The following is a 20,027-nucleotide window of genomic DNA, read 5'->3' as shown; positions in this document are numbered from 1 at the left end:
CTCGTTTGCCCATCCCGATCCGGAGATACCGTGGCCGATATCCTGAATCCGTACGCCGACGATCAGCCCGAGTCGAAATACATCGTCCTGCGCGCCCGCAGTGGCCAGGAGGTCTCCGCCAACTTCACCCTGCAGGACCGGCGGGGACGCCAGAGTGCGGCGGAGTACCTGTTCCACCTCTACTCCACCATCAAGGAGAAGGTGGGCGAGCCGACCCTGGACACCGCCGCGCCATCGCCGGACGACCAGGACGCCATGCAGCGGCTGATCCTCTACTCGGCCGGGGCCCACGACACCATGTTCGGCACCTTCAATGCCTCCACCGAGATGCCGGAGGAAGAGCGCAACGAGTTCGTGGAGATCTTCCTGCTGGCCTGCGCCACGGTCATCGAGGGCAAGCGGATCACCATTGACCTCCAGCGGGGTGTCATCAACGCCGAGGCGGCCTGAGCGCTACGGTCCGGTGCGAGAGGCAACCCGGGGCGGGGTTGCCGGAGCCGGGTCATGACCACTCGTCGTCCGGATCCCGGTTGCGTGTGCCCGGAGTATTCTGTTGCGAAGCGCCCCGCGAGTCGGACTCGCGGCGCGGGTGCTGCCGGGATCGGTTGTTCCTTCCGCCGCCGGCAAACATGCGGTAGAGCCGCATCAGACGGCGCATGCGCAGCAGGGTGAAGATCAGTCGCATCATGTGGTTTCGTACCTCTGCGGTGGCGTCAGGGGGTGCTGACGCGCTCGAGTTCCGGATCGGTGATCAGCTCGTCTCTGACCAGGTACCAGTGAGCCTCGCCCAGATCGCCGGCTTCCTCAAGGGTCGGTTCGCCATCCGGCATTTCGTCCGCGGGCAACCGTCGGCGTTCCATCTCTACCCGATCTTCGGAGAAGGCGTGCACCAGGGTGATCTCGGTTACATCCTGGAACTCGCCGTCAAAATGCCTGCGCTGGGTGCTGGTGTAGACCCCGGGTGACCCGTCGAATGACCCCACGCCCGCGCGGAAAACACTCCCGCCGGGGCCACTTCCCAGAGGGTATGTGCCGATAACCCGCACCACATCATCCGCAGGGCGGTGGAAGACCAGGCCCCCAAGGATCTCCCGTTTTTCACCGTCGTCGACGTAGTACGACCCCTCTTCAGCATCGCCCGGAGCGGGCTCGACCAGCAGGCCCCGCTCGATGATCCCCCGTACCCCGAAGTCTTCCTGGTCGGTGGGGATGTCGATGCGGGCGCTGTACTCGGTCTGCCCCTGTGCCGGGGGCTCATCGAATACCAGGCGGCCGACGATGTCTCCGTCCGGTCCACGCATCCCCTCCGGCAGATCGAAACAATGCGGTTCGGCGGGCGTGGGGACGCTGATCCGGACTTTCTGTTCCGACTCGTCGAGGTTGGGCTCCGGGAAAACCAGCCGCCACGGGGTGGTGTCGACCCGGGCCAGGTCCAGGCGGGTGCGGGTCTCCCAGGCGACCAATGAGGCCTTTTCAAAGCGGAGCTCCCAGCTCCGGTCGCCATCGGTGATGGTAAGGTGGTTCGGGGCATCCGGGTCGCCCACTACCATCCCGTCGGCGCACTCCTGGTCACCGGCGCCACCGCGTACCGGGCTCCGCATGTGGAAGTGCTCTTCGTTGATGCGCCACTCCCCGTCCTGACGGCTCAGCCGGATATCGGCATCGAGTCCGGAGGCCATCTCCCGGCGGGCGTCCTCGTCGGTGACGCGAAGGTCGGCCTCGATCCGCGCCTGCTCGTCATCGGCATCGACGACATCGATCTCGGCGATCTCGGTGGAGGTCTTGAACAGGTCCAGCTGGGCGCCCAGCTCCTTGAGCATCGCCTTTTCGCCATCGGTGAACCCCTCCAGTTCGCTCAGGGCCTCGGCGCTGTAGAAGCGCTCGAGCGCGTCCCGGTCGCTGAAGTCGACCTCCGTCCCCCAGTATTCCTCGAAGAAGGCGACCGGATCGTCCCCGGCCAGGGCCGGGACAGCCCAGACGGTCGTGGCGAAAAGGGCAAGCGTCGTGAGGGTGTGACGGTAACTTCTGAGCGGCTGGGCGGCAGTGTTGGGCATCGGGAGATCCTCAATGGGCGGCAGGCGCGCAAGCGAGTGGTGGGCCCGGTTGGGTGGAGGCCGGTCGCGTAGCGACGCGAAGCATGGCTTCGCGAGGCCGGAACGGCGTGCGCCGACAGGCGCACGACAGGGATAGTCCGACGTGCCCGGCGCGAGTGCAAGCGAGTGGTGGGCCCGGTCGGACTCGAACCGACGACCAAAGGATTATGAGTCCTCTGCTCTAACCAACTGAGCTACAGGCCCGGGTGCTCGGGTGGGTCTGCGGTGCGGGGCCGCAAACGACAGCGGCGCCATTCTACCCCGAGGGGGCAGGGCGCCGCATCGTGGAGGGCTGGCCCGTCCGCGGGACGGGCGGGGACGCCGGTTATTCGGCGTCCATATAGGTGCGCAGGAGTTCCGCGCGGGTCGGGTGGCGCAGCTTGCGCAGGGCCTTGGCCTCGATCTGGCGGATGCGTTCGCGGGTGACGTCGAACTGCTTGCCGACTTCCTCGAGGGTGTGGTCGGTGTTCATGTCGATGCCGAAGCGCATGCGCAGGACCTTGGCCTCGCGCGGGGTCAGCGTGGACAGGATCTCGCGGGTGGCCTCGGTGAGGCTTTCCTGGGCGGCGGATTCGGTCGGCGAGGCGACCTTTTCATCCTCGATGAAGTCGCCCAGGTGCGAGTCTTCGTCGTCGCCGATCGGGGTCTCCATGGAGATTGGTTCCTTGGAGATCTTCATCACCTTGCGGATCTTGTCCTCGGGCATCTCCATGCGCTCGGCCAGCTCTTCCGGCGTGGCCTCGCGGCCCATCTCCTGCAGCATCTGGCGGGAGACGCGGTTGAGCTTGTTGATGGTCTCGATCATGTGCACCGGGATACGGATGGTCCGGGCCTGGTCCGCGATGGAGCGGGTGATGGCCTGACGGATCCACCAGGTGGCGTAGGTCGAGAACTTGTAGCCGCGGCGGTATTCGAACTTGTCCACCGCCTTCATCAGGCCGATGTTGCCTTCCTGGATCAGGTCGAGGAACTGCAGGCCGCGGTTGGTGTATTTCTTGGCGATGGAGATCACCAGGCGCAGGTTGGCCTCGACCATCTCCTTCTTGGCACGGCGGGCCTTGGCCTCGCCGATGGACATGCGGCGGTTGATCTCCTTGATCTCGGAGATGCTGAGGCTGGCCTCGCGTTCGATCTCGGCCAGCTTCTTCTGCGTGCGCACGATGTCTTCCTCGACGTCACCCAGCGCGCTGACGTACTTGCCCTTGCCTTCCTTCTGGATCTCGCGGATCCAGTTGAGGTTGGTCTCGTTGCGCGGGAAGCCGTCGATGAAGGTCTTGCGCGGCATGTGCGCGTGGTTCACCGCGAGATCCATGATCCGGCGTTCGTGCCGGCGGATCTGGTCGATGGTCGCGTGCAGCTGCTGGGTCAGCTGGTCGACCACGCGCGGCACCAGCTTGAATTCCATGAAGTACTTCGCGGTCTGCTCGCGCGCGGTGGCATAGGCCTCCATGTCGCCGGCCTCGAAGGCGGCGTGGGCCCTGGCGTGCAGTTCGCGCAGTTTTTCGAAGCGCTGGCGGGCCTCTTCGGGATCGGGCCCGTTGTCCACCGGTTCGCCGGCCTCTTCGTCGGCTTCGTCCACGGCCTCGGAGATGGCGTCCAGTTCGGGCGAGGCGGCCTCTTCCTTCCTGGCCTGTTCCTTGACGTCGATCTCTTCTGCCAGGCCGCGGGCGACGGCCTCGCCATTGGTGCCGTCGGGTTCGATGAAGGACACCACCAGGTCGGTCAGACGGCTGCCGTTCTCGACGATCTGGTCGTAGTCCTTGATCAGACGGTCGATTGCGCCGGGATGGTGGGCCAGCGCGAACAGGACCTGCATCAGGCCTTCTTCGATGCGCTTGGCGATGCGGATCTCGCCCTCGCGGGTGAGCAGTTCCACGGTGCCCATCTCGCGCATGTACATGCGCACGGGGTCGGTGGTGCGGCCGAAGTCGCTGTCGGCGGATGCCAGCGCGGCAACCGCGTCCTCGGCGTCTTCGTCGGCGGACACCGAGCCGTCGGACAGCAGCAGACTGTCGGCATCGGGTGCCTGTTCGTGGACCTCGATGCCCATGTCGTTGATCATCGCGATGATGTCTTCGACCTGGTCGGAATCGATGATGGTCTCGGGCAGGTGATCGTTCACCTCGGTGTACGTGAGGTATCCCTGCTCCTTGCCCTTGGCAATGAGTTCCTTGAGCTGGGATTGCTGCTCTTCACGGTTCATCGCGATCTGATCTCCGAGGTTCGTCGTTCTGCTTCGAAAAGTGAACCCTGCATTATAGCAGAAGTTTCTAATATTGCCCGCGCCGCAGGGTGCGAGTCGAAATGCTGCCGTGCAGTCAGGGAGATGCGGGCACGAACGGAGACTTTCAAGGGGGCGCAGTCGGTGTGCGGTCCCGCCCTCAGCCTTGCAGGATGGAAGTGAGACGCGCGAGCTCGCTGCGTTGTTCCGCATCCAGAGCCCCGGAGGCGGTCAGCTCGCGGATGCGTTCACGGCAGTGCCGGCGCAGCAGCTGGTTCGCGGCGTCCAGTGCGACCTGACGGGTCATCTCGTCTTTGCCGTCCTGCAGGTCGGCGCCGGCCAGTGAAAGCAGGCGTTCGAAGCGCGGATGGTCGCGGAAGCGCTCCAGCAGCCGCGCGGTATCCGGGCGTGGTTGCTCGTCCAGGGCCTCCAGCAGGCGGCCAAGGGTGCCGGAAGCCTCGCCGCTGGCGGCCGCCAGCTCGCGCAGGGCCGGGGTGTCCCAGTCCAGTTCCGGGTGCTGCAGGATGCGCGCGAGCAGTGCGGCCCACAGCGACGAGCTGCGGCGGCCGCCGGCGCCGGCCGGCTCGCTTCCTGATGGGGCGGAGGCCGGTGGCCGGGTGGCCATGTCCGGGCCCCGGGATGGCGGAGCGTTGTCGCGCGACGCGGGCGTGGCATTGCGCGCGGAACCGGCATCGGCCGAGGCGGCGGCTTGCAGCTGTTCCTCCAGGCGCTCGCGCGGGAGGTGGCTCTCCTCGGCGACGCGTTCACACAGCAGTTCACGGAACAGCGGGTCGCGCGCGGTAGCGATAAGGCGCACCGCGGCGTGGGCGAAATGGGTGCGCCCTTCGGCGGTTTCGGTGGCGTGTTCCTCGCGCAGCAGGCGTATCAGGGCCTCGGACAGCGGCAGGGCCTGGTCCAGCAGACGTTCCCACGCTGCGAGGCCTTCGCGGCGCACCAGGCTGTCGGGATCGTCGCCTTCGGGCAGGAACAGGAAACGGACTTCGCGCATGCCCTGGATGACCGGCAGGGCCTGTTCCAGCGCGCGCGAGGCAGCACGGCGTCCGGCGGCATCGCCGTCGAAACACAGGGTCAGCCGGCCGACCTGGCGGAACAGCACGTCGAAGTGGCTGCGCCCCAGTGCGGTGCCCATGCAGGCGACGGCCCGGTGGTAGCCGCTGCGCGCCAGCGCGACCACGTCCATGTATCCCTCGACCACCACCAGGTGATCCAGCCGGGTCTGCGCACGGCGGGCCTCGTGCAGGCCGTAGACGGTCTGGCCCTTGTGGAAGATCGTGCTCTCGGGGCTGTTGAGGTACTTGGGTTCGCCGTCATCGATCAGGCGCCCGCCAAAGCCGGTGATGCGCCCGCGCCGGTCGCGGATGGGGAACATGATGCGGGAGCGGAAGCGTTCGCGCAGGTCGCCATTGTCGCGGCGCGCGGCCAGGCCGGCGTCCACCAGCTGCTGTGGCGAGAAGCGGTCCGACAGGGCCTGCAGCAGCCCCGATGCCGGGGCCCATCCGAGGCGGAAATCGCGCGCCGTGGCGCCGTCGATGCCGCGGTTCTTCAGGTAATCGACCGCGCGCGGGGTCTCGCGCAGCTGGCGCACGAAGTAGTCCGCCGCCGCCTCCAGCGCGGCGTACAGCGGCGCGGTGGCATCCTGGCGCGGGCTGTCGTCGTGTTCGCGCGGGACCTCCAGGCCGGCCTGCTCGGCGAGCTGTTCCACCGCCTCGGGAAAACTGAGGTTCTCGTAATCCATCAGGAAGCCGATGGCGGTGCCGTGTACCCCGCAGCCGAAGCAGTGATAGAACTGCTTCTGGGGCGAGACGTAGAACGACGGGGTCTTTTCGCCGTGGAACGGGCAGCAGGCGGCATATTCGCTGCCGGCCTTCTTCAGGCTGACGCGCCGGCGGACCACTTCCACGATGTCGGTGCGCTCGAGCAGCTCGTCGATGAATGCCTGGGGGATGCGGCCTGCCATGGTCCTCGTCGCCGGACGGGAGGTTCCGCCCCGGACGGGGCGTGGCCGAGCATGATACCGCGCCCTCACCCGCAGCGACCATCGGCCGGCCCTCCGGCCGGTCAGGCGCGGGTCAGCGGCAGGGCGGGGCGGGCTCCTCGGTGACCGCGTCGGGGTCGACGCCGGTGTAGAGCTCCTCCACGGGCAGGCTCCATTCCAGCTCGGGGAGCTCCAGGCGGTCCTCGGTGCCGAGGTATTCCGCGGCCCAGCCGGCGTTTCGCCGATACACCGGGACCGCCGGGCACTGCTGCTCGACGATCAGGTAGGTGGCGAGGCTGTCGAGCCGGGTGTAGGCCAGCAGCTTCTCCCGGCGGTCGACGCGCTCGGTGGCCGGCGAGGCCACCTCGGCAATCACCCGCGGGCGCTCGAGATAGTGGCGGTGGCGGTCGTTCGGGTCGCAGCCGACCATGACGTCGGGATAGTAGAAAAGCTCGTCGTCACCCAGGCGCAGATGCACCTTCATGTCGGCCATGAAGGTCTGGCACGGGCCGCCGCGCAGGGCGGCGTGCAGGGCAGCGAACAAGTTTCCGGCAATCAGGTTGTGATTGCGGCTGGCCCCGCCCATGGGATGGACGGTGCCGTTGACGTATTCGTGCCGGATCTCGGTCTCACGCTCTCCCTGCAGGTATTCGTCCACCGGCGTGAACGTCCGGGCGTTGGCCATTCCCGTCGGCTGCCTCCGTACCACGAATGCCGCGACGGCCTTCCAGTATTGCGCTGCGGGTAGGCTGCGTCCAGTGGAATACGATGCCATCCGGGCGTGAAGGAGCCGCCCGCAAACAGAACGGGCCCCTTGCGGGGCCCGTGACGGGTCTGGCTCCGGGGTGCAGGCCCGGTCAGGCCGCCTGGCGCAGGTTGGCGAGCAGGCCGCTGAGATCGGCGGCCTTCGGCTTCACCAGCCAGAACGACCCCTGCCAGGAGTCGAAGTGCTCCAGGATCTCCCGGCCCCAGGCGCTGTCCGTCTCGTGTACAAACTCGGTGATGAGTTCCTCGAGATAGTTGCGATGCGCCTCCATGTCCTCGGTATCGAGGCGGTGCAGGTCGATCAGCTCGTTGTTGATGCGGTCGGGGAAGTCGTTTTCCCGATCCAGCACGAAGGCGAAGCCGCCGGTCATGCCGGCGCCGAAGTTGACGCCGGTGCCGCCGAGGATGGTCATCACCCCACCGGTCATGTACTCGCAGCCGTGGTCGCCCACGCCTTCAACCACCGCGACGGCCCCGGAGTTGCGTACCCCGAAACGTTCGCCGGCCTGACCGGCTGCAAACAGCTTGCCGCCGGTGGCCCCGTACAGGCAGGTGTTGCCCATGATGGTGGTGTCCTGGCTGGCGAAGCCCGAGCCCTCCGGCGGGTGGATCACCAGCTTGCCACCGGTCATGCCCTTGCCGACGTAGTCGTTGGCGTCGCCTTCCAGATACAGGTGCAGGCCGCCGGCATTCCACACGCCGAAGCTCTGCCCGGCCGTGCCCTGCAGGCGGACCTGCAGCGGGGCATCGGCCATCCCCTGATTGCCGTGGCGTTTGGCGATCTCGCCGGACAGTCGGGCGCCGATGGAGCGGTCGGTGTTGCTGCACTGGTAGCGGTACTCGCCGCCGGCCTTGTTCTCGATGGCCTCGAGCATGTCGGCGACCATCCGTTCGGCCAGCTCGGCCTTGTCGAACGGTTCGTTCTTCGGCTCCTTGCAGAAGCGCGGTTTGTCGTCGAGGTCGCCGGTCTCCAGCAGGCGGTCGACGGCCAGATGCTGCTGCCGCGGGGTCTCGCCCGGCAGGACTTCGAGCAGGTCGGTGCGGCCGATCAGGTCGGTCAGACTGCGCACGCCCAGTTTCGCCATCCACTCGCGGGTCTCGCGGGCGACGAACTGGAAGTAGTGCATGACCATCTCGGGCAGGCCGATGAAGTGGTTCATGCGCAGCACCTTGTCCTGCGTGGCAACACCCGTGGCGCAGTTGTTCAGGTGGCAGATCCGCAGGTACTTGCAGCCCAGTGCGACCATCGGCCCGGTGCCGAAGCCGAAGCTCTCGGCGCCGAGGATCGCGGCCTTGATCACGTCCAGCCCGGTCTTCAGGCCGCCGTCGGTCTGCAGCCGCACCTTGTCGCGCAGGTCGTTGCCGCGCAGGGTCGCATGGGTCTCGGCCAGTCCCAGTTCCCACGGCGTGCCGGCGTATTTCACCGAGGTCAGCGGACTGGCCCCGGTGCCGCCGTCGTAGCCGGAGATGGTGATGAGGTCGGCGTAGGCCTTGGCCACGCCGGCGGCCACGGTGCCGACCCCGGCCTCCGAGACGAGCTTCACCGAGACCAGCGCATTCGGGTTGACCTGCTTGAGGTCGAAGATCAGCTGCGCCAGGTCCTCGATGGAGTAGATGTCGTGATGCGGCGGCGGCGAGATCAGGGCCACGCCCGGATTCGAGTAGCGCAGCTCGGCGATCATCTTGTTGACCTTGTGCCCCGGCAGCTGGCCGCCTTCGCCGGGCTTGGCGCCCTGGGCGATCTTGATCTGCAGGACCTCGGCGTTGACCAGGTAGTGCGGGGTCACGCCGAAGCGGCCGGAGGCCACCTGCTTGATCTTCGACATCCGCTCGGTGCCGTAGCGGGACACGGCCTCGCCGCCCTCGCCGGAGTTGGAACGCCCGCCGAGGCGGTTCATCGCGGTGGCCAGGGCCTCGTGGGCCTCCGGCGACAGCGCGCCCAGGCTCATGCCGGCGGAGTCGAAACGCGGCAGGATGTCGGCCTCGGACTCGACCTCGTCCACTTCGATCGGCTCGATGTCCTCGCGCGGCTTGAGCAGGTCGCGCAGGGTCGCAACCGGGCGTTCGTTCACCAGCGCTGCGTATTCCTGGTACACCCCGTAGTCACCGGACTGCACTGCGCGGTGCAGGGTCTGGATCACGTCCGGGTTGTAGGCGTGGTATTCCCCGCCGTCGATGTACTTCAGCAGCCCGCCCTGCTTTGGCGCCTTGCGCGGGTTCCAGGCACGCTGTGCGAGGGTATCCAGGTCCGCCTCGATATCGGCGAAACGGGTGCCCTGGATGCGACTGGTGGTGCCCTTGAAGCAGGTCTCCACGACCTCGTCGGCCAGACCGACGATCTCGAACAGCTGGGCCCCGCGGTAACTGGCGATGGTCGAGATGCCCATCTTGGAGAGGATCTTGAACAGGCCCTTGTTGATGCCCTTGCGATAGTTCTGCGCCAGGGTGAGCGCGTCCGCTCCGGGGATCTCGCCGGATTCGCTCATGCCGTGCAGCGCGGAGTAGGCCAGATAGGGGTAAATGGCGGTCGCCCCGTAGCCGATCAATACCGCGAAATGGTGCGGATCCCGCACGGTGGCGGTCTCGATGACGATGTTGGCGTCGGTTCGCAAACGCGCGGCGATCAGGGCGTGATGCACCGCGCCCACTGCCAGAGCCGCCGGGATCGGCCGGCGTTCGCGGTCGATCGCGCGGTCGGACAGAACGAGGATCACGGCGCCTTCGCGGACCGCCTGCACCGCGTCTTCGGTGAGTTGTTTCAGCGCCGACTCGAGACCGTGGTTCTGGCGGTCGTAGTTGAGGTCCAGGCGTTCGACGCGGAAGGCGTTTTCGTTGCGGTTGCACAGTTCGCGGAACTTGGCCTCGGACAGCACCGGGGAATCGGCGACCAGCCGGTGGGCGTGTTCCGGTGTTTCCTCGAACAGTCCCTGTTCGCGGCCGAAGCAGGTTTCCAGCGACATCACGATGCTTTCGCGCAGCGGGTCGATCGCCGGGTTGGTGACCTGGGCGAACTGCTGGCGGAAGTAGTCGTACAGCGAACGGGTCTGCTGCGACAGCACGGCGAACGGGGTGTCGTCGCCCATCGAGCCGACGGCCTCCTGGCCGGCCTCGGCCAGCACGCGCAGGATCTGATCGCGCTCCTCGAAGGTCACGTCGAACAGCTTTTCATAGGTTTCCAGACGGTCGGCCGGCATCGGCTCGCCGGAGAACAGCCGGTTGTCGTCCAGCTGGCTCTTCAGATGATGCACCTGCGCGCGCAGCCACTGGCGATAGGGCTGGCGCTTGCGGTTGATCCGGTCGATGTCCTCGGGCTGCAGCAGTTCGCCGGTTTCGGTATCCACCGCGAGCATCTGCCCCGGCTTCAGGCGGCCCTTGGCGACCACGTCCTCGGGGGCATAGTCATACACGCCGATCTCCGAGGCCAGGGTGATGTGGCGGTCCTTCGTGATCACGTAGCGCGCCGGGCGCAGGCCGTTGCGGTCCAGGGTGCAGCCGGCGTAGCGGCCGTCGGTCAGCACGATGCCGGCCGGTCCGTCCCAGGGCTCCATGTGCATGGAGTTGTACTCGTAGAACGCGCGCAGATCCGGATCCATGTGCGCGACGTTCTGCCACGCAGGGGGTACCAGCAGGCGCATCGCGCGGAACAGGTCCATGCCTCCGGCCAGCAGGACCTCGAGCATGTTGTCGAGGCTCTGCGAATCGGAACCTTCCAGGTTCACCAGCGGTTCCAGTTCGGAAAGTTCGGGCAGCAGCTCGTTGGCGAACTTGTGCTGGCGCGCGACCGCCCAGTTGCGGTTGCCCTGCACGGTGTTGATCTCGCCGTTGTGCGCGAGGAAGCGGAACGGCTGGGCCAGGCCCCACTGCGGCCAGGTGTTGGTGGAAAAGCGCTGGTGGAACACGCAGATCGCGGTTTCCAGTTCCGGGCGCTGCAGGTCAGGGTAGAACACCGGCAGATTGGCCGGCATCACCAGGCCCTTGTAGGACAGCACCCGTGCGGACAGGCTCGGGACGTAAAACACCGGGTCCGAATCCATTGCCATCTCGGCGCGCCGTCGGGCGACGTACAGCGCGCGTTCGAAGGCGTCGCTGTCCATCTCGGTCGGGGCGTTGACGAACAGCTGGAGGATATGCGGCTGGGTGCGCAGGGCTTCTGCCCCGCAGGCCTCGGGGTCGACCGGGACGTCGCGCCATCCGGCCAGTGCGAGGCCGCTGCGGTCGAGGGCATTTTCGACCGCCGCGCGGGTTTCGCCGATGGCCTCGGGGTTGATGAACACCAGGCCGGCGGCGAAGCGTTCGGACAGCGCGATGCCGGATTCATCCGCGAGCTGACGCAGGAATGGCTCCGGGGTCCGCATCAGCAGACCGCAGCCGTCGCCGGTCTTGCCGTCGGCGGCGATCGCGCCGCGGTGGGTTAATCGCTCGAGTGACCGTATTGCAGTTTCCAGGACCCAGTGACTGGCCTGTCCGTCCATGTGGGCGATAAGCCCGAATCCGCAGTTGTCGCGTTCGAATTCGGGACGATGGAGGGTGCCGGTCAGTCGGGTCTGCTGCATCGATAGGCCTCCGGTCGTGGCGCTTGCGCACCAGGCTGGAAAAAGGGGCGCAGGAATATACCGGAACGATCGTGTTCCGGCAAACCGCAGGAGCGCAATTACACGCGCGCGGCGAAAGGACAGATCTGCGTCGGGTCGCCTTCAGCGGCGGGCGACATCCTGTACCGAGCCGATGGACCGGATCCAGGTGCCGGCGTCGCGTACCTCGGCGGGCAGGTCGTCATTGGCCCGTTCCGCGGCGCCCCGATCGGTGAAACTGCCGGCAAGGATGACCACGTAATCGGTGCCGTCCGAACGGGTGGGAACGAAGCGGATGCCGCCCAGGCCGTGTTCCTCCGCGTAGGCGCGGGCGGTGTCCATGTCGGGGGCTGCGATCAGCTGGATGGTCATGCGTTCGCCATCCTGATCCTGCAGCCAGTCGAGGTCCTCGCGCAGGCGGTCGGTGTCACCGTCGACGTCGGCCAGAGCCTCGGCGGTACGATCTTCCGGCTCCGGCTCCGGCTCCGGCTCCGGCTCCGGCTCCGGCTCCGGTTCGGGCTCCGGTTCGGGCTCCGGTTCGGGCTCCGGCTCCGGTTCGGCATCGGCGACCGGCTCGGGGGGCTCGTCCTCCGCCACCGGCTCATCGGTGGAGGGAGGCGGCAGGATCGGCTCGGGTTCGATGCGCTCTCGGGTGTCTGTCGGTTCCGGCGGCTCGTCGTCGACGGCGGCGGCCGGGCGCTCCGGCAGTGGCAGTTCCACTACGTCTTCTTCCTCGTCGGCGGGAGGCACGCTCAGCAGCTGCCACAGCAGCGGCGCAGCGATGCCGAGGGCGACTGTCGCCGCCACTGCCGGAACGAACCAGCGCTGGTTCCAGAACGCCTGTCTCTCGGGAGCAGCATGTGGCGCGGCCGGTTCGTCGACCCCGCGCCCCTCGACCCCGGCCTCCGGGTCAGAGACAGGGTCCTCGTCGCGGTCTCCGTGCAGGGCGAATGCGGCGGGCACGAAGTCATCTTCTTCGCGGCTGACCCGCAGGCCGTTTTCGCCCCCCGCTTCCGTTTCGGCCTCGGTTGCGGGCGTGGCCGTTGCGGGCTCGGGCGCGTCCGTGGTTCCGGGTGTCGTTGCCTGCTCTGCCTCGGCGGTGTGTCCTGTGGCCGGGACGGCGCCCGTGGCGGCGGATGCCCCGGCGGCCGCGCGGAGTGCCGGCCGGCAGCGGGCCTCGAGCAGCATGCGGGCCTCGCGGTTCAGAGCGGCAGGCAGGCCCTGGGCGTCGGTCTGCAGGCGCTGCACGGCCTCGCGCGGGATCAGGGCCTCCGGGTCCTCGGCGCCGGCCGCCAGCAGGCGGTGATGCAGGTAGGCGGCGGTCTGTTCGAGGTTCAGCGGCCGCAGGGTCAGGCGGGTCAGCTGACCCTCGTCGTCCGGGGCGGGGAGATAGAGCCGGCGGCGCAGCAGTCCGCCGCCACCGACCAGCACGATGCGGGGTGCACGGCCGTGCTGGTCAAGGATCTCCGAGCGCATGCGCAGGAGATTGTTGACGATATCGGTGCCCACCAGGTGGGCGTCATCCATGGCGATCACGGGCGCGAAGCCATCGGCCACCCGATCGGCCAGCAGTTCGGTCAGCGAGCGGTCGGGATCATCCGCATTCTGCGAGCGCAGGTAATTGCGGATGGTCAGGTCGACGGATTCGAAATGCGTGTTGATGCGGGCCTTGAAGGCGATGAGCTCGTAGCCCTCGGGCAGCATGCCCAGCAGGCGCATCAGCTGCAGGCTGCGTCCGGAGCCGTTGTCTCCGGTGAGCAGGATGACCGCTCCGGGCTTCTCGAGTGCCTGGCGCGCGGATTCCAGGACCCCGTCCAGCAGCGGGTCGGTGTAGAGGAAATCCGCATCGGGCACGTCCGCGAACGGGTCGCTGCGCAGGCCGAGCTGTTCCAGGCATTGGTCGGAAAGGGCCATGGCGGTCAGGTCAGGGTGCCGAGGTCGAACAGGCGGTGGTGTTCGCGGATGGCATGGCGGTCGGTCATGCCGGCGATGTAGTCGGCGATGGCGCGCTGCTGCCCGTGCGGGTCGTTTTCGCTCAGGGCGCGGGCGTGGTGCTGGTAGTGCTCCGGCATCAGGCGCGGGTCGCGATCGAACGCGGCGAACAGGTCGAGGATGATCTGGCGGGCCTTGTGCATGACCCCGTGGACCTGATGGTGGCGGTAGAGGTTCTCGCGCAGGAAGGTCTTGAGGGTGCGGTTGCGTTCGGCCATCTCGGGGCTGAAGCGGATCAGCGGGCCGGTCTCGGCGCGCACGGCATCGATGGATTCCGGCGCGCGCGTGTCGATGGCCTGTCGGCTGGTTGTGACCAAATCCTGAACCAGGGTGTCGATCATGCGCCGCACGGTTTCGTGCTGCACACGGCGGGCCTCCAGCTTCGGGTAGTTCGTGCGGACTGCGTCGAGGCAGTCGCGGAACAGCGGGACTTCCACCAGCTGATCCAGCTGCAGCAGGCCGGCGCGCAGGCCGTCGTCGACGTCGTGATTGTTGTAGGCGATCTCGTCGGCGACGTTGGCGAGCTGGGCCTCCAGCGACGGCTGGCCGCGCTGCAGAAAGCGCACGCCGACCTCGCCGAGGATGCGGGCGTCTTCCGGCGAACAGTGCTTCAGGATGCCCTCGCGGGTCTCGAAGGTCAGGTTGAGACCGTCGAATTCGGCGTAATGCGCCTCGAGGTGGTCGACAATGCGCAGCGACTGCAGGTTGTGCTCGAAGCCCCCGTGCTCGCGCATGCAGTCGTTCAGGGCGTGCTGGCCGGTGTGGCCGAACGGCGTGTGGCCCAGGTCATGGGCCAGCGCGATGGCCTCGGTCAGGTCCTCGTTGAGCCCCAGCGCACGCGCGACCGACCGGCCGATCTGCGCGACCTCGAGCGAGTGGGTCAGGCGGTTGCGGAACAGGTCGCCCTCGTGACTGATGAAGACCTGGGTCTTGTACTCCAGACGGCGGAAGGCGCTGGAGTGCACGATGCGGTCGCGGTCGCGCTGAAACTCGCTGCGATGACGTGGTGCGTCTTCCGCGTACTGGCGGCCGCGCGTCTGCGCCGGGTCGGCCGCCCACGGGGCGAGGCCGATGCCGTTCGGAGTGCGGGCGATCGATGCGGTCTCAGGCGGCACGGGCGGTCTCGTCGAGGGTGTGTTGCAGGGCGTCGTCGTCAAAATCGGCGGTCAGCTCGGCGTTGCCCAGCCCGCGCAGCAGCACGAGCCGCAGGCGGCCGTCGCTGACCTTCTTGTCGATGCCCATCAGTTCACGGAAGCGTGCGGCGTCCAGTTCCGCCGGCGCGCGGGTCTCGAGCCCGGCGCGCCGGATCAGGGCCTCGGCGCGTTCGGCATCGGCGGGTGCGAGCCAGCCCATGCGGGCGGACATGCGCGCGGCCATCGCCATGCCGGTGCCCACCGCCTCGCCATGCAGCCAGGCGCCGTAGCCCATGCCGGTTTCGATGGCATGGCCGAAGGTGTGGCCGAGGTTGAGCAGGGCGCGGCGGCCGGATTCGCGCTCGTCCGCGGCCACCACCTCGGCCTTGCAGGCACACGAGCGGCGGATCGCATGGATCAGGGCCTCGGGTTCCAGGGCCAGCAGGCGGTCGATGTTTTCTTCCAGCCAGGCAAAGAATTCGGCATCCTTCATCAGGCCGTACTTGATGACCTCGGCCAGCCCCGCGCGCAGTTCGCGCGTCGGCAGGGTGTTCAGGCTGTTGGTGTCGATGACCACCGCGCGGGGCTGGTGGAAGGCGCCGATCATGTTCTTGCCCAGCGGGTGGTTGACCCCGGTCTTGCCGCCGACCGAGGAATCGACCTGGGCCAGCAGGGTGGTGGGGACCTGGACGAAATCGATGCCTCGCTGGTAGATCGCCGCGGCAAAACCGGCGATGTCGCCGACCACGCCCCCGCCCAGCGCCACGATGCGGCTGCCCCGGTCCAGCCGGGCCTCCAGCAGGCGGGTCAGGATCTGCTCGACGGTCGCCAGGGTCTTGTGCGATTCGCCGTCGGGCAGTTCGATCCACAGGGGTTCGCCGCGGATGCCGGCGCCGGCCAGGCTCGCGCGCAGGGCCTCGCCGTGCAGCGGCGCCACGGTGCGGTTGGTGACGACCGCGACACGGCGTCCGGAGAGTTCCGGGGCGAGGCGTTCGGGGTGTGCGGCCTCGCCCGGCCCGATGTGGATCGGGTAGCGGCGATCGCCCAGTTCGACGTTCAGCGTTTCCATGCCGTCATCATAGCGTGCGTGGCGGGTGCCCGTAAGTCGGGATGGACGGGCCTTTGGTGGTCGGCGACCAAGGATGTGGCCCGCATCACGGGCTTTTGCAAAAGCGCTGGCTTGGATTATGATACGCCGTTCTGCATGTCCGGGCGCTGCTCCGGGCATGGCGATCGTTACCGTTTCGTCGAAACAAAATGCCGTAATCGGAGAATGTATGCCGCACGTTCGAGTCCGCGAAAACGAACCCTTCGAGGTTGCCCTGCGTCGCTTCAAGCGCACCTGTGAAAAGGCCGGCGTGGTGGCCGAAGTCCGCCGCCGCGAGTTCTATGAAAAGCCCACGGCCGAGCGCAAGCGCAAGGCGGCCGCCGCGGTCAAGCGGCAGCTGAAGAAGAATTCGCGCGACATGACCCGTCGGCCGCGGCTGTACTGAGCCCGGCGGCCCCGGCCCCACCGGGCCCCCGGCCCGTGGATGATCACTGGCGAGGAGTGATGCCGAATGTCGCTGAAGGCCCGGTTACAGGACGACGTAAAACAGGCCATGCGCGCCCGGGAACGGGAGCGCCTTGCGATCCTGCGTCAGATCCAGGCCGAGATCTCCCAGTTCGAGGTGGATGAGCGTCGCGAAGCCGATGACGATGCGGTCCTGGCCATCCTCAATCGGATGCTCAAGCAGCGCCGCGATTCGATCGAACAGTACCGCAAGGGCGGGCGCGACGACCTGGCCGACCGCGAGGCCTCCGAGATCGCGGTGGTGGAGACCTACATGCCCGAGCCGCTGGACGACGCCGCGCTGGATGCGGTGATCGCGGAGGTCATTGCGGAGACCGGGGCCGAAGGTCCCGGCGACATGGGACGCGTGATGGGCGTGCTCAAGCCGCGGGTCTTCGGCCGGGCCGACATGGGGGCCGTCAGCAGCAAGGTCCGCACGGCATTGGGGAAATCCTGACCCGGAGCCGGCTTCCGGCTTAATCTGAACCGACGGTGCGATCGGCCGCGCCGATCTCCGATCCCGTCCGGCCGATGTGGCCCCACCCCGTTTCGTTGGAGCGAGTGACCCATGGCGACCAATCCCATGCAGTTCCTGGACCTCCCGCGCCAGGATCCCCAGAAGACCCCCGCAGAGATCCGTATCCACGAGTTTGGCGAGATCATCGGCCAGTTCGATCCGGCGACCGCCGGGCAGCAGGCCGGCCGCTGTCTGGCCTGTGGCAATCCGTACTGCGAGTGGAAGTGCCCGGTCCACAACTTCATCCCCAACTGGCTGAAGCTGGTCGAGGAGGGCAACCTCTTCGCCGCGGCCGAGATGTCGCACAAGACCAATTCCCTGCCCGAGGTCTGCGGGCGGGTCTGCCCGCAGGACCGCCTGTGCGAGGGGGCCTGCACGCTGAACGACGGTTTCGGCGCGGTGACCATCGGCTCGGTGGAGAAGTACATCACCGACGAGGCCCTGAAAGCCGGCTGGCGTCCCGATCTGTCCGATGTCGTGCCCACCGGCAAGCGGGTGGCGGTGATCGGTGCCGGACCGGCCGGGCTGGGCTGCGCGGACATCCTCGCGCGCAACGGCGTGCAGGCGGTGGTGTATGACCGCTATCCGGAGATCGGGGGTCTGCTGACCTTCGGCATCCCGCCGTTCAAGCTGGAAAAGCACGTGATCCGCACCCGTCGCGAACTGCTCGAGGGCATGGGCGTAGAGTTCCGCCTGAATACCGAGATCGGCCGCGACGTGGATTTCCAGACGCTGCTGGACGAGTACGACTCGGTGTTCCTCGGCATGGGTACCTACAACGCGATGCAGGGAGGCTTCCCCGGCGAGGACCTGCCCGGCGTCTATCCGGCGCTGCCGTTCCTGGTATCCAACATCCGCGAAGTGATGGGCTGGGAACATGACGAGAACGGTTTCGTCGACATGGCCGGGCAGCGCGTGGTGGTCCTTGGCGGCGGTGATACCGCGATGGACTGCAACCGCACCTCCATCCGCCAGGGAGCCGCATCGGTGACCTGCGCCTACCGTCGCGACGAGGAAAACATGCCCGGGTCGCGCAAGGAGGTCGTGCATGCGCGCGAGGAAGGTGTGCAGTTCGAATTCAACGTGCAGCCGGTGGAGATCGTCGGTGACGGCAAGGTCGAGGGCGTTAAGGTAGTGCGCACCCAGATGGGTGCCCCGGACGAGCGCGGCCGTCGGCGTCCCGAACCGGTCCCCGGTTCCGAGCACGTGATCCCCGCGGATCGCGTGCTGATCGCCTTCGGTTTCCGCCCTTCGCCGTCCGACTGGTTCGGCGAGTACGGCATTGACATCGACGAGGGCGGTCGCGTCCGTGCCCCGGAGTCCGGTCGGCACGCCTTCCAGACCGCCAACGAGAAGGTCTTTGCCGGCGGCGACATGGTCCGCGGCTCGGACCTGGTGGTCACCGCCGTCTTCGAGGGCCGCCAGGCCGCCGAAGGCATCCTCGATTACCTCGGCGTCTGAGGGCTGCATGGCTCAGGAACTGCAGAACGACCGCCTGCTGCGGGCGCTGGCCCGCGAACCGGTGGATCGCCCGCCGATCTGGATCATGCGCCAGGCCGGCCGCTATCTGCCGGAATACCGCGAGACCCGGGCACAGGCCGGCAGCTTCATGAGCCTGTGCCAGAACCCGGAACTGGCCTGCGAGGTCACCATGCAGCCCCTGCGGCGGTTCCCGCTGGATGCCGCCATCCTGTTCTCCGACATCCTGACCATCCCGGATGCGATGGGGCTGGGGCTGTACTTCGAGACCGGTGAGGGCCCGAAATTCCGCGACCCGGTGCGCAGCGCCGAGGCGATCGAGCGGTTGCCGGTTCCCGATCCAGAGGACTCCCTGGCTTACGTGACGGATGCGGTTCGCATGATCCGGCGCGAGCTGAACGGTCAGGTCCCGCTGATCGGGTTTGCCGGCAGCCCCTGGACCCTGGCCACCTACATGGTCGAGGGCGGCAGCTCGCGCGACTTTGCCGAGACCAAGCGGCTGCTGTACGGCGACCCGCAGGCGATGCACGCGCTGCTGCAGAAGGTGGCCGATTCGGTGACCGAATACCTCAACGCGCAGATCCGTGCGGGCGCCCAGGCGGTCATGATCTTCGATACCTGGGGAGGTTCGCTCACGCCGCGCACTTACCGCGAGTTCTCGCTGGCGTACATGCAGCGCATCGTCGACGGACTGATCCGCGAGAATGATGGACGGCGGGTCCCTGTGACCCTGTTCACGAAGGGTGGCGGCGCGTGGCTGGAGGCGCAGGCCGATACCGGGGCGGATGCCCTGGGGCTGGACTGGACCATCGAGATCGGCGAGGCGGCGGGGCGTGTCGGTGACCGGGTCGCCCTGCAGGGAAATCTCGATCCCTCGGTGCTCTACGCCCCCGAGTCCGTGGTGCGCGAAGAGACCCGCCGGGTGCTCGATGGCTTCGGCCGGGACACCGGACACGTGTTCAATCTCGGCCACGGGGTGCATCCGGGGATCGACCCGGAGCGCGTCGCCGCGATGGTCGATACGGTGGTCAACTACCGCCGGCCAGCCTGAAGCGCCGCTGGGCGCCGGGCTCCCTCATCCGGGGATCAGGACAGCGGTTCCGCCTCGTTTCCTTCGGCCAGCAGGCGCTCGACCTCCGCCACCCCCGCGCGGGGCATCGGTCGGCCATCCACGGGAGATGGCGGTGCCTGCCGGATGCCGTCCAGCGGGAAGATCGTCATCTCCACCTCGGTGTCATCCGGGCCGCGAAAGGCGATGAACGGCACGCGCTGCTCGCGCCCCTGGCGGCTGCGGTAGCGGCGTTCGCCGGTCTCGCAGTGGATGCCGCGGTCGGCGAGCTCGATCAGCACCTCCTCCACCGTCTCGGCGAAACCGTGCAGATTGATCACCGGAAAGCGTTCGATCATGCCGGTCAGCAGCGGGCCCACCAGGCGCGGCTCGAGGTGCGCCAGCTGTTCCATCACCACAACAGCGGCCCGCAGGCGGTCGCGATAGGCCGCGCGGCTTTCCTCGGAGGCGAACAGCCGACTGCGTTCCAGCGCGGCATCCTGGATCTCGATGTTGGCGGGCATGTCGTGGCGCGCGTCCACGCCCAGGTGCTCCGCCGCCTTGCGCTTGGCCAGGCCGAAATCACGGATCCCCTCGTCGAGCAGGATGCGACCGGCTTCCTGAGCGAGTTCGTGACGCAGGCGGGAGGGGTTCCCCATC

15 protein-coding genes and 1 tRNA gene are annotated in these 20,027 nt (G+C 67.7%); 5 read left to right on the top strand and 11 right to left on the bottom strand.

Annotation, left to right across the window (positions count from 1 at the left end; genetic code table 11):
* The first annotated feature begins 30 nt into the window (after positions 1-30).
* Positions 31-450: a hypothetical protein gene (locus D571_RS0106475; RefSeq protein ID WP_018935861.1), complete on the top strand. Its 420-nt coding sequence runs from the start codon at positions 31-33 to the stop codon at positions 448-450.
* Positions 451-502: 52 nt separating this feature from the next.
* On the opposite strand, the gene D571_RS0106470 is transcribed toward D571_RS0106475, so the two are convergent.
* The 10 genes from D571_RS0106470 to aroB form a co-directional block, all read right to left on the bottom strand.
* Positions 503-688 (bottom strand): hypothetical protein, encoded by a 186-nt coding sequence (locus tag D571_RS0106470; RefSeq protein ID WP_018935860.1) that lies wholly within the window; start codon positions 686-688, stop codon positions 503-505.
* A gap of 25 nt (positions 689-713) precedes the next feature.
* Positions 714-2,054: a hypothetical protein gene (locus D571_RS0106465; RefSeq protein ID WP_018935859.1), complete on the bottom strand. Its 1,341-nt coding sequence runs from the start codon at positions 2,052-2,054 to the stop codon at positions 714-716.
* A gap of 166 nt (positions 2,055-2,220) precedes the next feature.
* Positions 2,221-2,297, bottom strand: a tRNA-Ile gene (locus D571_RS0106460).
* A 121-nt stretch (positions 2,298-2,418) separates the two neighbouring features.
* Complete coding sequence (gene rpoD, locus D571_RS0106455) at positions 2,419-4,296, bottom strand: RNA polymerase sigma factor RpoD (RefSeq protein WP_018935858.1); 1,878 nt, start codon at positions 4,294-4,296, stop codon at positions 2,419-2,421.
* A gap of 178 nt (positions 4,297-4,474) precedes the next feature.
* The gene (gene dnaG / locus D571_RS0106450; RefSeq protein WP_026287647.1) at positions 4,475-6,292 is read right to left on the bottom strand and encodes a DNA primase; all 1,818 of its coding nucleotides are present in this window, start codon (positions 6,290-6,292) and stop codon (positions 4,475-4,477) included.
* 112 nt (positions 6,293-6,404) lie between these two features.
* On the bottom strand, positions 6,405-6,995 hold the full coding sequence (locus tag D571_RS0106445; protein ID WP_018935856.1) for a Uma2 family endonuclease: 591 nt from the start codon (positions 6,993-6,995) through the stop codon (positions 6,405-6,407).
* A 172-nt stretch (positions 6,996-7,167) separates the two neighbouring features.
* Entirely contained in the window at positions 7,168-11,628 is a 4,461-nt protein-coding gene (gene gltB, locus D571_RS0106440; RefSeq protein WP_018935855.1) for a glutamate synthase large subunit, read from the bottom strand.
* Between the two features lie 141 nt (positions 11,629-11,769).
* Entirely contained in the window at positions 11,770-13,560 is a 1,791-nt protein-coding gene (locus tag D571_RS0106435) for an AAA family ATPase (protein WP_018935854.1), read from the bottom strand.
* A 5-nt stretch (positions 13,561-13,565) separates the two neighbouring features.
* A complete protein-coding gene (locus tag D571_RS0106430) occupies positions 13,566-14,753 on the bottom strand; it encodes a deoxyguanosinetriphosphate triphosphohydrolase (RefSeq protein ID WP_018935853.1) in 1,188 nt (395 codons plus the stop codon).
* A complete protein-coding gene (gene aroB / locus D571_RS0106425; protein ID WP_018935852.1) occupies positions 14,743-15,840 on the bottom strand; it encodes a 3-dehydroquinate synthase in 1,098 nt (365 codons plus the stop codon). Before aroB ends, D571_RS0106430 begins: the two co-directional genes overlap by 11 nt.
* Positions 15,841-16,048: 208 nt before the next feature.
* On the opposite strand from aroB, the gene rpsU reads away from it, so the two are divergent.
* The 4 genes from rpsU to hemE all read left to right on the top strand — a co-directional run bounded on the left by rpsU (position 16,049) and on the right by hemE (position 19,370).
* Complete coding sequence (gene rpsU, locus D571_RS0106420; protein ID WP_018935851.1) at positions 16,049-16,264, top strand: 30S ribosomal protein S21; 216 nt, start codon at positions 16,049-16,051, stop codon at positions 16,262-16,264.
* Positions 16,265-16,330: 66 nt separating this feature from the next.
* Positions 16,331-16,780, top strand: coding sequence for a GatB/YqeY domain-containing protein (locus D571_RS0106415; protein ID WP_018935850.1), 450 nt, complete (start codon positions 16,331-16,333; stop codon positions 16,778-16,780).
* Between the two features lie 111 nt (positions 16,781-16,891).
* A complete protein-coding gene (locus D571_RS0106410; protein WP_018935849.1) occupies positions 16,892-18,301 on the top strand; it encodes an FAD-dependent oxidoreductase in 1,410 nt (469 codons plus the stop codon).
* Positions 18,302-18,308: 7 nt separating this feature from the next.
* The gene (gene hemE, locus D571_RS0106405; RefSeq protein ID WP_018935848.1) at positions 18,309-19,370 is read left to right on the top strand and encodes a uroporphyrinogen decarboxylase; all 1,062 of its coding nucleotides are present in this window, start codon (positions 18,309-18,311) and stop codon (positions 19,368-19,370) included.
* A gap of 35 nt (positions 19,371-19,405) precedes the next feature.
* On the opposite strand, the gene D571_RS0106400 is transcribed toward hemE, so the two are convergent.
* The gene (locus tag D571_RS0106400; RefSeq protein WP_018935847.1) at positions 19,406-20,026 is read right to left on the bottom strand and encodes a hypothetical protein; all 621 of its coding nucleotides are present in this window, start codon (positions 20,024-20,026) and stop codon (positions 19,406-19,408) included.
* Position 20,027 lies beyond the last annotated feature (1 nt).

Origin of the sequence: Thioalkalivibrio sp. ALJ24, from assembly GCF_000377785.1 — a bacterium.
In the GTDB taxonomy this organism is placed as follows: domain Bacteria; phylum Pseudomonadota; class Gammaproteobacteria; order Ectothiorhodospirales; family Ectothiorhodospiraceae; genus Thioalkalivibrio.
The sequence above is the reverse complement of the archived record's forward strand: the minus strand, read 5'-3'. Positions and strand labels throughout refer to the sequence as shown.

Coding starts and splice junctions, on each gene's coding strand:
- D571_RS0106470 (WP_018935860.1), bottom strand. CDS start 688: ATGATGCGACTGATCTTCACCCTGCTGCGCATGCGCCGTCTGATGCGG.
- D571_RS0106465 (WP_018935859.1), bottom strand. CDS start 2,054: ATGCCCAACACTGCCGCCCAGCCGCTCAGAAGTTACCGTCACACCCTC.
- rpoD (WP_018935858.1), bottom strand. CDS start 4,296: ATGAACCGTGAAGAGCAGCAATCCCAGCTCAAGGAACTCATTGCCAAG.
- dnaG (WP_026287647.1), bottom strand. CDS start 6,292: ATGGCAGGCCGCATCCCCCAGGCATTCATCGACGAGCTGCTCGAGCGC.
- D571_RS0106445 (WP_018935856.1), bottom strand. CDS start 6,995: ATGGCCAACGCCCGGACGTTCACGCCGGTGGACGAATACCTGCAGGGA.
- gltB (WP_018935855.1), bottom strand. CDS start 11,628: ATGCAGCAGACCCGACTGACCGGCACCCTCCATCGTCCCGAATTCGAA.
- D571_RS0106435 (WP_018935854.1), bottom strand. CDS start 13,560: ATGGCCCTTTCCGACCAATGCCTGGAACAGCTCGGCCTGCGCAGCGAC.
- aroB (WP_018935852.1), bottom strand. CDS start 15,840: ATGGAAACGCTGAACGTCGAACTGGGCGATCGCCGCTACCCGATCCAC.
- rpsU (WP_018935851.1), top strand. CDS start 16,049: ATGCCGCACGTTCGAGTCCGCGAAAACGAACCCTTCGAGGTTGCCCTG.
- D571_RS0106415 (WP_018935850.1), top strand. CDS start 16,331: ATGTCGCTGAAGGCCCGGTTACAGGACGACGTAAAACAGGCCATGCGC.
- D571_RS0106410 (WP_018935849.1), top strand. CDS start 16,892: ATGGCGACCAATCCCATGCAGTTCCTGGACCTCCCGCGCCAGGATCCC.
- hemE (WP_018935848.1), top strand. CDS start 18,309: ATGGCTCAGGAACTGCAGAACGACCGCCTGCTGCGGGCGCTGGCCCGC.
- D571_RS0106400 (WP_018935847.1), bottom strand. CDS start 20,026: ATGGGGAACCCCTCCCGCCTGCGTCACGAACTCGCTCAGGAAGCCGGT.